This is a genomic window from Deinococcus sp. (assembly GCF_030523985.1).
Taxonomy (GTDB): domain Bacteria; phylum Deinococcota; class Deinococci; order Deinococcales; family Deinococcaceae; genus Deinococcus.
Genome location: NZ_JAUNHK010000066.1, coordinates 1 through 10,806 on the forward strand (window position 1 = coordinate 1; position 10,806 = coordinate 10,806).

Annotated in this window: 18 protein-coding genes and 1 pseudogene; all 19 read left to right on the forward strand. The window is 64.5% G+C overall.

Going from position 1 to position 10,806, the window contains the following annotated elements; translation table 11 throughout:
• Positions 1–168: 168 nt before the first annotated feature.
• On the forward strand, positions 169–297 hold the full coding sequence (locus Q4C89_RS10130; RefSeq protein ID WP_303102491.1) for a hypothetical protein: 129 nt from the start codon (positions 169–171) through the stop codon (positions 295–297).
• Between the two features lie 216 nt (positions 298–513).
• Complete coding sequence (locus Q4C89_RS10135; RefSeq protein WP_303102492.1) at positions 514–1,035, forward strand: hypothetical protein; 522 nt, start codon at positions 514–516, stop codon at positions 1,033–1,035.
• A gap of 381 nt (positions 1,036–1,416) precedes the next feature.
• On the forward strand, positions 1,417–1,626 hold the full coding sequence (locus Q4C89_RS10140; protein ID WP_303102493.1) for a hypothetical protein: 210 nt from the start codon (positions 1,417–1,419) through the stop codon (positions 1,624–1,626).
• Positions 1,627–1,678: 52 nt separating this feature from the next.
• Entirely contained in the window at positions 1,679–2,026 is a 348-nt protein-coding gene (locus Q4C89_RS10145; protein ID WP_303102494.1) for a hypothetical protein, read from the forward strand.
• Between the two features lie 105 nt (positions 2,027–2,131).
• Complete coding sequence (locus tag Q4C89_RS10150; RefSeq protein WP_303102495.1) at positions 2,132–2,308, forward strand: hypothetical protein; 177 nt, start codon at positions 2,132–2,134, stop codon at positions 2,306–2,308.
• A gap of 96 nt (positions 2,309–2,404) precedes the next feature.
• Positions 2,405–2,857: a hypothetical protein gene (locus Q4C89_RS10155; protein ID WP_303102496.1), complete on the forward strand. Its 453-nt coding sequence runs from the start codon at positions 2,405–2,407 to the stop codon at positions 2,855–2,857.
• Positions 2,858–2,935: 78 nt separating this feature from the next.
• Positions 2,936–3,250, forward strand: a complete 315-nt coding sequence (locus Q4C89_RS10160) for a hypothetical protein (protein ID WP_303102497.1) — start codon at positions 2,936–2,938, stop codon at positions 3,248–3,250.
• An 80-nt stretch (positions 3,251–3,330) separates the two neighbouring features.
• Entirely contained in the window at positions 3,331–3,543 is a 213-nt protein-coding gene (locus Q4C89_RS10165) for a hypothetical protein (protein ID WP_303102498.1), read from the forward strand.
• 151 nt (positions 3,544–3,694) lie between these two features.
• A complete protein-coding gene (locus tag Q4C89_RS10170; protein ID WP_303102499.1) occupies positions 3,695–4,087 on the forward strand; it encodes a hypothetical protein in 393 nt (130 codons plus the stop codon).
• A 150-nt stretch (positions 4,088–4,237) separates the two neighbouring features.
• Positions 4,238–4,543, forward strand: a complete 306-nt coding sequence (locus Q4C89_RS10175) for a hypothetical protein (RefSeq protein WP_303102500.1) — start codon at positions 4,238–4,240, stop codon at positions 4,541–4,543.
• Positions 4,544–4,623: 80 nt separating this feature from the next.
• Entirely contained in the window at positions 4,624–5,109 is a 486-nt protein-coding gene (locus Q4C89_RS10180; protein ID WP_303102501.1) for a hypothetical protein, read from the forward strand.
• Between the two features lie 89 nt (positions 5,110–5,198).
• Positions 5,199–5,777 carry a hypothetical protein gene (locus Q4C89_RS10185; protein ID WP_303102502.1) on the forward strand — a complete coding sequence of 193 codons (579 nt, stop codon included), beginning with the start codon at positions 5,199–5,201 and terminating at the stop codon, positions 5,775–5,777.
• Positions 5,778–5,883: 106 nt separating this feature from the next.
• Positions 5,884–6,459, forward strand: a complete 576-nt coding sequence (locus tag Q4C89_RS10190) for a hypothetical protein (protein ID WP_303102503.1) — start codon at positions 5,884–5,886, stop codon at positions 6,457–6,459.
• Positions 6,460–6,633: 174 nt separating this feature from the next.
• Positions 6,634–8,526 (forward strand): PcfJ domain-containing protein, encoded by a 1,893-nt coding sequence (locus Q4C89_RS10195; protein WP_303102504.1) that lies wholly within the window; start codon positions 6,634–6,636, stop codon positions 8,524–8,526.
• 64 nt (positions 8,527–8,590) lie between these two features.
• Entirely contained in the window at positions 8,591–9,178 is a 588-nt protein-coding gene (locus Q4C89_RS10200; RefSeq protein WP_303102505.1) for a hypothetical protein, read from the forward strand.
• 248 nt (positions 9,179–9,426) lie between these two features.
• The gene (locus tag Q4C89_RS10205) at positions 9,427–9,819 is read left to right on the forward strand and encodes a hypothetical protein (RefSeq protein WP_303102506.1); all 393 of its coding nucleotides are present in this window, start codon (positions 9,427–9,429) and stop codon (positions 9,817–9,819) included.
• A gap of 225 nt (positions 9,820–10,044) precedes the next feature.
• Complete coding sequence (locus tag Q4C89_RS10210) at positions 10,045–10,383, forward strand: hypothetical protein (RefSeq protein ID WP_303102507.1); 339 nt, start codon at positions 10,045–10,047, stop codon at positions 10,381–10,383.
• Positions 10,384–10,485: 102 nt separating this feature from the next.
• Entirely contained in the window at positions 10,486–10,734 is a 249-nt protein-coding gene (locus Q4C89_RS10215) for a hypothetical protein (RefSeq protein WP_303102508.1), read from the forward strand.
• Positions 10,731–10,806: pseudogene (locus Q4C89_RS15175) on the forward strand (ribonuclease HI); the annotation flags it as partial. The gene Q4C89_RS10215 and the pseudogene Q4C89_RS15175, both read left to right, overlap by 4 nt.

Sequence of the window (10,806 nt, forward strand, 5' to 3'; positions counted from 1 at the left end):
GGAAGAAGGAAGATGCCTTGTCGCTCTGAAGTGCGCGGCGAGTTGTTGCGCGAGCGCACTGGATTTGAACAGGTTGGCCCTGGAAGAAGGAAAGCAGGAGCGCACTGACTCGGCTTGCTGCTTCCCCCTCGCCCGGAACACCACCGGGCAAACACGGAGATGTCTCTTGTGAAAGAGGCAACGGATTTGAATACCATCCGGCCCCGCGCCCTGGAGATGGCAATGGAAACGTGGAGCACCCGCCAGAAGCAGGAGCGCAACCTGCGCTCGGCACTCGATGCGGGCCTCTACGATTAACGGTCAGTCTCCCATCCGGGGGGCTGGCCTTTTTTTCTTTTTCTTTTTTTCGGAAGTCTGGTCTGTGTCGGTGGCCCTGGGCGCAGAGAAGTGTCGCGGGTGCGAGGCCACCCTTGCCTGCGGCGCATCCACATCACTTCTCACTGCTCAGCGCCGGGAGACTTCCCCCTTTTTCTTTTTCCCTCGCCCGAAGAAACACCGGGCAGACTGAGCGGCATGAACACGCCCTTCTCTCTGCCCTGGGAAACTTGCGCTTCTGGAATCCAGTCACTTGCCGCACACGAGGTCTTTGTCTTTGGCAGCAATGCCACTGGCTTTCATGGAGCCGGGTCAGCGGGTCAGGCCATGCACGGTGACGCCCGCAACACCTGGCGCACCGACGCCGCGTTTCTCGCCGCCAAAGATGCACCTGCTGGCAGTCCGCTTCGCGTGGGTCACTGGGCCGTGTTCGGTCAGGCGCGTGGCCCGATGCTCGGACACTCGGGCAAGAGTTACGCGGTTCAAACGATTGTCCGCCCCGGCCAGAGACGCAGCTTGCCGCTCGGTGAGATTGGGTCGCAACTGGTTACGTTGCTCGACTTCGTTCGCCGCCGCCCGCACCTGACGTTTCTGGTCACACCACTGGGTGAAGGCAGCGCAGGCTACACGCGAGCAGAGATGGAAGCGACCTGGGAAGCGGCGCTTGGTGGTCAGCCGCTTCCCACGAACATGCGCTTCATCCAGATGGGTCACACCTGAACGCGCTGGGTCAGTCCCTTCACGGGGGCTGGCCCCTTTTTCTTTTGCCCACTCACGGGCACTGAGCTTTCCCCTCGCCCGGAAAAGAACCGGGCAAAACTTGCGGCATGACTCACTTCACCTCTTGCCGCAACTGCAACTTCGACACCGTAGACACAGACCAACTCTGCCCTGAGTGCCAGGCGGAGCAGGACGCTGAAGCTCTCGCCCAGCTTCAAGCCGAGTTCCCAGGTGGCTTCGAGCAATGGGAGGCCCAGGAAGCCAGGGACGCCGAAGCACTTCACGTCCGCCTCTCTTGAGGCACCGGGTCAGCTCCCTTCACCGGGGCTGACCTTTTTTCTTTTGCCCTCGCCCGGACAGACACCGGGCAAACCCAGGAGCATGAGCAAAGAAGAATACGAACTCGAACAACTCGCAGACCAACTGAATCTGGAAGTGTTCAGGGACGACAAGGCAACTGGCAATGGGCCGACGTACTTCTACCGCGTGACAGAAAAGGGCCTGTCTCAACTTCCTGCCAATTGGAACAACGAACCTGTGGGGCCGTTCGGAAGTTACCTCGAAGCACTCAGGGCCGCCACGCAAGACTGAACCGCGCCACTCCTTCCCTCGCCCGGAAAACGCACCGGGCAAAGAGCGCGGCATGAAGCTCTCCCAGATTCAGGACTACGGACGCCGCCTGCTTGTTGGCGACCTCACCACGCCCAAGAAAGAAGTCACGCAGCTCCTCACCCCGGAAGAAGTCGCCGCACTTCCGAGGAAGCACCACTGGAAAGACTGGACGGCTTCGGGTGGACTGAGCCACGCGCTCGCCCGCGCCGTGCTCAGGCATGACCACCATGACAAGGCGCAGCAGTTTCGCGCCGCCGCCTTCTTGCTCGCCTGCGGTTCCCGGCACGAACTCGGCATGGCGCAACTCTGGTGCGAAGCGAACCGGGATGAGGTGGAGCGCTTTCTCTCCCCGGCTCCCGCCCAGACCCGCGCCGCTTGAGTCCTTTCCCTTTCCAAGTGCAGGCCCCGGACGTGGGCTTGCACTTTTTTCTTTGTGGCCCTGAGCTTTCCGTCGCCCGGACAGACACCGAGCAAAGAGCGCGACATGACTTTCAATGCCTTTTGCCGCAACTGCAACATGGACGAAGTTCCCGAGCCTGGACAACTCTGCGACGAATGTCAGGCGCAGGCCGATGAGCATTACGCCGAGTACCTCCGTGAGCAGGCCGAGTACGAGAAGGCGGCGCGGCCCCAAGGCGACCCCACGTCCATTTCGTTCTGAGTGCAGGCCCCTACGCGGGCTTGCACTTTTTTCTTTGTGGCCCTCGGCCTCTGAGCTTTCCGTCGCCCGGAAAAGCACCGGGGCAAAGAGCGCGGCATGACGTACTCCATCTCTTCTGAAGTTCCGACTTGTGACCAGTGTGGCAAGCCTCTTGTCGAGCGCGACTTCCTGCTGTGCGAGGACTGTGAACGCGAGGCGGCTGAACTCCTCGAAGCCCTTGAGGGCATCAAGGACATCACAAGATTGCGCCGGATGTGGAAGAAGCTGCACGGTGCAGACAAGCCGCGCAAGTTGGACGCGGCTCAGGCCCTGCACGCCACCGGGCGGCCCGTGTGCTCGATGATGGACGACGACCATCTGTTCGTCTGGGTCATCCGAAACGGACAGGTGGTAGACCTGGAGCTGCATGACCTCTCCCCGCGCCAACCGCTCCAGCTCAAGCTGGCCCTGGAGCCGGGCGACACCGTGCTGAGTTTCCACAGCCACAGTTGCGCCGGGGAGTGCGACCACCCAGCTCAGGATTTTTTCCGGGGCTTCATCATCGAATAGCAGGGGGAACGTGTCCCCCTGCCCTCCTTCTTTTCCCTCTTTCCGTTGCCCGGAACTGCGCCGGGGCAAACTTGAGGCATGAACGACACCATCAAGATGATTGTCGGAGGGCAGCGCGTCACTCTGAGGCTCACCGGGAACGACCACGGCCTGCGAAAGACGTGGGAAGGCAGCTTCATGGGAGGCCGCCTCAAGGTCATCGAAACCTACTACGACAAAGAAGGAGTGGACGCCGTTCGCTACGAAGTCGAGGTCACGCGCTCCTTTGCGCCCGTCGGCAAGCCGGGGTTTCATCTCGGAGCCACACTGCAAGAAGCGTCCACGTTCTTCAACCTGGACATGGCGGTAGACGACAGCACGGACAAACAGGACCAGGAAGACATGCCTTTCTAAGCCGGGTCAGTCCCTCAGTCGGGGGCTGACCTTTTTTCTTTTTCCTTCGCCCCGGAACGGCACCGGGCAACGCCGGGGACATGAAGCGATACGCCCTGACCTACCAGATACCGGACCTGCCCCACCTTGCCCCGGCGCACTTCACCGCCGCGTCCTTGCACGAAGCGGCTGAACAGGCGTCCAAGCACATGATGGACACCTGGGGCTCTGGCGTGACCCAGTGCATGATTCGGGAAACGGAAGCCGTCTTCAGCGTGCCCTTCACGGCGATGCTGCGTGAAGTGTCCGGATGACCCTCCCCTTCTCTGGTCAGTCCCTCACGGGGGGCTGGCCTTTTTTTCTGTCGCCTCTGCTCAAGCGAAGTGGGGTGCCTTGGAAGAACAACCACGCACTTGGCCTGGAAGAACCGTCGCCCCGGAACTGCACCGGGGCAAAGTCCGTGGTATGAACATTCCTCAGCAACTCCGCGACTTCCAGGCCATGACCCGCAGCGCCACCGACCGCGCTCTGTTCCTGGCCCTGCTCACCAGCCGCGACCGCAGGCACCCGCCCGTCATCCGCCTGCTGGCCTTCGTCATCATGACCGCCCTGCTCTGGCAGGTGGTGATGCAGTCGGGCCTGGGCCTGTGGAACTGGGCCGACGACGGCGTGCGCCTGCTGCTGGTGATGCTCTCGGCCCTGCACCTCACCCTGCCCGTGTCCGGCACCCTCACCCTGCTGGCCCTGCTGCTGCTGGGCATGTGTGTGACTGGCGTTCGCGCCGCGAGGGTCGCCAACGAGCGCCTGCTGCTGGTGCTGGACGACGTGGAACAGGTAGAAGCTGAAGCCATCGCGTAAGTCTCTCTCTCCTGGCCGGTCCCTTCATGCAGGGGCTGGCCTTTTTCTTTGTGGCCTGCGCCTGAGCGGGAGAGGGCATCGGAAGAAGAGAAAGTTTTGTGGGCCTGGAAGAACCGTCGCCCCGGAACTGCGCCGGGGCAAAGCACAAGTATGAGCGACCCCCAGCACGACCTCGAATACGGTCCCGCACAGCCGCACATCGCCTCTGGCCCCCAACACGACGAGTACGACCTTGACCCGACTGTGGATTACAGCCCCAAGAAGGTCAGCTACACCCAGGCCGAGCGGAGCTACATCCAGCGCCACCTCGCCTTCGTCGAAACCCGCATCAAGGCCGAGGTTGCGGACGTGACCCTGGCGCACGTGCTCCTCAGCAAAACCCGCGCCCTGCGCCACGACATGCACAAGCTCAGTGACCAGCAGCTCTACCACGCGCTGGACGGCTACATGATGTAAACGGTCAGTCCCTCTGACGGGGGACTGGCCTTTTTTCCTGACCCCATCGCCCGGTACAGGCACCGGGCAAGGGCGGGCGCATGACCACGCCTCCAACGTTCGACGACCTTTTCTCCGACATCTTCCCCCGCACAGCGTCCGCACAGCCCGCCGCACCGGACTTGCTGAGCGGCCTCTTTGCCAGGCCTGCCGCGCCCAGTCCGCAGCGCCACGTCCAGGACGAGACGCACTTCTCCCTGCGCGGCGTGCGGTACGACCTCTCGGACTTCACCTTCGAAGTCATGACCACCGACCACTACCGCGAACTGTGCAGCATCCGGCCCCTGAGCGGCAACAGCCACCTGGCGTACCACTTCCTCAATCCCCAGACGGGGAAGGTGATGCATTTCTCCAGCAACGAGGTGTCCCACGAGCAGGTCATGACGGCCCTCTCGCGTGGCTGGCAGGTCTACGCCGCCCTGCTCAGTCACGACCCGGCCACCCCGAACAAGCTCGACACCCTCTGCCGCATCCTCCCCGCGCCGCAGCACGACATGGAAAAGCTCATCGCCCAGCTTGGCCTGTGACGTGCCCCGCCCTCACTTCTCCCTGACCCGCGCCGGGATATCCCCCCTTTTTTCCCTCGCCCGGTAGAGCACCGGGCAAGACTTGGGGCATGAACCTCGACCAGCGAATCAGCCTTCGGAAGATGCCCCGTGAAGAACTCGAAGCCTACCAGCGCCTCATCCTCCAGCGCGAGCGGCAGATAAAGCGTATCCAGCGCCGGGCCGAGCTTCAGGCACGGGAGGGTCTGGACTTCTGGACCTGGGCCGCCTTGGAAGAAGCCCCCGAGCAGGACCGCCGCCATTTCTTCGAAGCGCGGGCTTATGCGATTGGGAAAGACGAACTCCAGCGCCTCGAAGCGGACATCGCGGCCCTGAAAGAAGCGCGGCAGGGACCCCTGGCCCGTTTCGCCTTTCAGGAAGAGTGTCCCTGCGCCTTCTCCCCGCTGCTGGCCTGCGCTCTGGAACGTCACCCTGACCGCGACCTCCTGAACGACCTGCCCCAGTTCTTCACGGTGCGCGGCGTGGCCGAGTACGCCCGCGAACGCACCCTTGCCAGACGCGCTCTGCCCGAACGGGTCAGCGACACGCGCCAGGCGGTCAAGATGCTGCTGCTGCGCGAAGTCGGTGAAGTCAGGGGCGAGTATTACCACCGCTTCAGCTTCCAGAACCCCGCCCACCCCACGCGCTAAACGGTCAGTCCCTCAGTCGGGGGGCTGGCCGTTTTTCTTGTGGGGGATACCTTATATATAGGGTGTGCTTCCCTCGCCCGGTAGAGCACCGGGCAAGACTTGGGGCATGAACCTCGACCAGCGAATCAGCCTCCGGCAGATGCCCCGCGAAGAACTCGAAGCCCTGCACCACCTCATCACACTGAAAGAGCGGCAGATAAAGCGTATCCAGCGCCGGGCCGAGCTTCAGGCAAGGCAGGGCCTGGGCTTCTGGACTTGGGCCAGTCTGGAAGAAGCAGGCTACGAAGAACGCAACTGGTTCCTGCGAGGCCGGGCCTACGACATCGGCAAAAACGAAATCCAGCGCCTGAAAGAAGACATCACGGCACTCGAAGCGGCGCAGAGAGAAGTGCTTCCCCGTTTCGCTTTTCAGGAAGAGTGTCCCTGCGGCTTCTACTTTCTGCTGTCGTGCGCCGTGGAACGTCAGACAATCCGAAGGGTCAACAACATGCCCCAGTTCTTCACCGTGCGCGGCGTGGCCGAGTACGCCCGCAAACGCACCCTTGCCAGACGCGCTCTGCCCGAACGGGTCAGCGACACACGCCCCCCAGTCAAAATGCTGCTGCTGCGCGAAGTCGGTGAGGTCAGGGGCGAGTATTTCCACCAATTCAGCTTTGAAAACCCCGCGCATCCCACGCGCTGAGTTTTCCCGGTCAGTCCCTCTCACGGGGGGCTGGCCGTTTTTGTTGAGAGGCATACCTTATATATAGGTGCGCTCTGGCACCCCTCGCCCCACTGCCCCTTTCGCTGCCCAGCGCCGGGGGACGCCCCCCCCTTTTTTTCCTCGCCCGGAAACGCACCGGGCAAACGTCGGGGCATGACCCTGACCCACCACACGCCCGCACCGCTGCTGCCCCTGCGCCCCCTGAACCACTTCACTGCGCCGAGCCACGCTGAGGCTGAGGTGCTGCGGGCCGGGTTTTGCAGCGCCCAGGTGCTCGCCGCCCGCTCTCCAGTCTTGAAGGTTCAGGCCGCCCTTGACCTGCTGGCCCAGAGAAATCGCCGCCGCATCTCCGAGTGCTGCCACGCAGCTTTGCTTGAGGAAGCCCAGGCGAACGGAGAAGCGTGGGTCAAGCAGCTCCCCGAACGTGCCCGGACTCGCGTCCTGTCCGGGAACGCCTTGGAGCGTGACCTTGAGCGTTTCCAGACCCGGCACGTCGGCGTGCGGCGCACCCTGTGGTGCCTGACGTGGACTGACTCCCGCGCCGAAGGCGAAGTGGCCGCCCTGTGGATTCGCCACTCCAGCGGCTGGTTACAGCGGGTGCTGCTGAACCGGGAGGACGTGCCCACGAAAGCGGGCGTTCCCGAAGAGGCGTGGGACTGGAGACAGTTCATGCAGGACGCGGGCCGCCCGGACGAATGGAGTGACCTGACCCGCGCCGCCTATCTGCGGCTGGTGCGCCCCCATCTTCATCCCGACCAGGAAGCGGACATGCTCAAGGTCAGCGCGTATGGCTACACCCTGTCCGAAACGAGCGAGGTGCGCGACCATCCCTTCACAGAAGGCGTGCGCGAGTTCTACCACCTGAAAACCGAGTACGTCCTGAGCCACACGGCCCCGGACGGTCAGGGTGCCCCGGCCCGCTACGCCAAATTCTCCTGCGTGCAGATGACCTTCCGCGCCCAGTGGAACGGACGGCGGATGCTGGTGTTGAGCGGCGGCAAGCTCAACGACGTGTCTTACGGGCGGCTCCCTGATGACCTCAACGACCACACCCAGCTCCGTGGCCTGCTTGAACTCGCCCAGGAAGCCGCCCAGTCCCTGCGCCCCGGTGAACAGGCCGACTTGAAGCGCACGCTGTCCCAACTTGCCCCCGGTCTGCGCGAAGAAGTGTCGCTCACCCTGCTGGCTGTGCGCTGCCCGGAACTGCTGAGCATCCCCGGCCTCTTTCTGCGCGTGCCTTCCCTGAGCGCCCCCGCGTATCGGCGCTTTTTGCGCCGCCGCCCCGGTGCCAAAGCCTTACTTGCCGACCTGTGCGGCCCCCTGACGCGCTGGACGCGGGGGCAGCTTCAGTGTGCCGAGCAGGTCAGGCTGCTGGAGTCGCTGTTCCAGAGCGGCGTGCAGGGGCCGGAGATGATGGCGCGGGCACTCAGGGCCGTACCTCATGGCGTGTTCAGCGTGACGGCCTGCCCGGAGTACGTTCAGCGGGCAGGCGGCGAGGCGCTCATCCGGGGACTGGAGCAGGAAGGCAGCCGGGGGCTGGAACTTGCGCGGGACGCCGGGCGCATGTGGAAAGAAGTGCAAGTCGCGTGGCCGGAGTTCAGGCCAAAGGCAAAGGCCGTGCGTCAGTTGCACGACGAACTCTCGCGGCTTCAGCGCCGCCTCGCCAACGTCAACCTGCCACTGGAGAGCGCCACACAACAGCGGTACGACCGGCTGGACCAGACGCTGGGGGGCCTGACCTTTCGCCGCGCCGGAGACACCCATGAACTGATTGCGGCGGGGGAAGATTTGGACATCTGCGTCGGCAGTTACCGCCACATGGCGTTCAGGGGTGAGTGCGTCATCGTGCTGGCCCGCGACGAAGGGGGCAAGCTGCGCTTTTGTCTGGAAGTGCGGGGCCAGGAACTGCGGCAATTCAAAGGCGCGTGCAACGCCCGGCCCCAGGGCGACGACCTGACGCTGGCCCTGAAGTACGCGAAAGCGGCGAGGCTGAAGGTCAGAACGAGTGACCTGACGGCGGATGCAGGCGAAGCCCTTCCTTTCTGAAGCGCCAGGGGGAGGCCAGAAGGAGACCCTCGCCCCGGAACTGCGCCGGGGCAACGCGCGGGGCATGAAGAAAACCCTACTGGCCTTCATCCTGCTCGCCTCTCCCTGCGCCCTGGCCGCTGGCCCTGCGCTGCCCACCCCGAGCCGCCTGGGAAGCGCCCTGAACCAGATGCTGAGTGCCCAGCCGGTGCTCCCCAACCTGGGTGACGCCATCGACCGCCTGCTCAGCGGACAGCCGGTGCTGCCCACCCCCAGCACCCTCAGCAGCGCCCTCGACCGGATGCTGGGTGGACAGCCTGCCCCCGCGCCCGCGCCCACCAGCAGCGTCACGGTCAGCTTCCTGAGCGGCGAACTGCCCCAGCGGTGCCACGTCTCGCTGCAGGGCAGCCGCGCCGGACGCCTGGCGCTGGCCGGGGGCAGGAGCAGCACCCGCACCGTCTCGGTGGACGTAGACCCGCACACCCCGGTCACGGTGCGCCTGGTCTGCGCGGGCCGCACCGCCGACACGACCGTCACCGCCAGTGACGCCCACACCTTCATCACGCCCCTGGCCGAAAAGAACGTCGGCTGGGCGCACGTCTTCAGCCTGGACGGTCAGGGCGTACCGGGCCTGGGCATCAACCCGAACTGGGACGGTCAGGCGCAGCACTAAGCATCGGCATCAGGGGAGGCACCAGTCACGGTGTCTCCCCTTCTTTCTTTGTCGCTCTGGCCCCGGCCTGCTTCTTTGGTCCCGGAAGGAAAAGAACGCGGGTGCGCTCAGAAGGGCGGGCTGCTTCTGGAAGGAGAGCGGGGGGCGGGGGGCCTGGAAGCACGGGATTTTTCCAGGGAGGGATACCTTATATATAGGGTGTCTCTGGCACACCCTCGCCCGCAAAGAGAGCGGGCAAAGCGGGAGACATGAAGAAATCCTTCTCCATGCTGGCTCTCGCTTCTGTCCTTCTCGCGGCGTTCTCTGGTGCTGGTGCCCAGCAGGTCACGCCCAACCCCGTGCCGCGCTCTGGCCTGACGGTGTACACGGGGGGCCTCACCGACGACTGCACCGTGACCCTCGGCGGGGTGACCCAGGGCAAGACCATCGTGATGACGGCCACCGCCAGGGAAAAGGTCCTGGGCATTCAGGCCGACCGGGGCAGCGAGTTCCTTCTGACCCTGACCTGTGACGGGGCCTCGGGTGTCTACAAGGGCAACGCCACGCGCGATACCTTCTTCGCCTTCAGGGGCAGCGGCAGCAGTACCCGTGAGTGGCACGGCTTTTTCGGCCCGGTGCCGCCGCTGAGTGTGGGCCACTGATAAAGCGCCGTGCCCGCTGACGCTTCCAGGTTCAGAAGAGGCCAGTCCCTTCATCGGGGCTGGCCTTTTTTCTTTGGCTCTCCCCTGCCCATCGCCCGCTCTCCTGCGCGGGCAAGGCTGAGCGTGAGAATGTGGCCCAGGAGTTCGCCCAGTGGGTCATGCAGGGCGGCACCGGCGGTTGAGGCACACCTTCGCCCGGAACGGCACCGGGGCAACGCGGGAGGCATGACATTCCAGAACATCGTAAAAAAGGGCCTTAAGCGCATCGAGCAGGAAGAGCAGGAGGCCGAGCAACGGGACGCCGTGCGGGTCAACCCGGACCCCGAAGACCTGGGCGTGCAGTGCTGCCCTGTCCATCTCAGCCGCGCCCAGATGGGGTTTCTGGTGGACATCCTGCGTGGGCTGCCCTGTGACGGCCTGAGCAGAGCGGAGGAGCAGCACCTCACCCAGTTGCTCTACGCCTTCGCCCAGCCGCTGAGCGAGTGGCCGGACGCCGAATGCCCGCACGAAGGGCTGATGTCCACCCACTTCCGGGCCGCCTGCGGGGGCGACACCTACTGCTGAAGGGCAGGCCAGTCTCCGTGTGGGGGCTGGCCTTTTTCTTTTCCCTCCTCACGCGCCCCTCGCTTTCCCTCGCCCGGAAAAGAACCGGGCAAACTGAGCGGCATGATGAACCTTCCCCGTCTGTTGGAAAACGCCGTGCGCGTCCACCACGTCTACGCCCGCCCGCTCGATACCTTTGACGCCGCCCTGCATGGGGCCACCGTGAAGGACACCGAGGCGAAGTACGCCGCCAAGATGGATTGCGGCGAGTTCGGGCGGGTCAGGTGCAGGGTCGCCACCATGCACCGCCGCGCTGCGAGGCACAATGCGGCGGTCAGGCGGCACCTGGCCCGCTGCCGGGGGGCGAGGTGAAGCGCGTTCGGCTGGTCACGGACGGCGCGTGCAGCGGCAACCCCGGCCCCGGTGGTTGGGGGGCCATCCTGT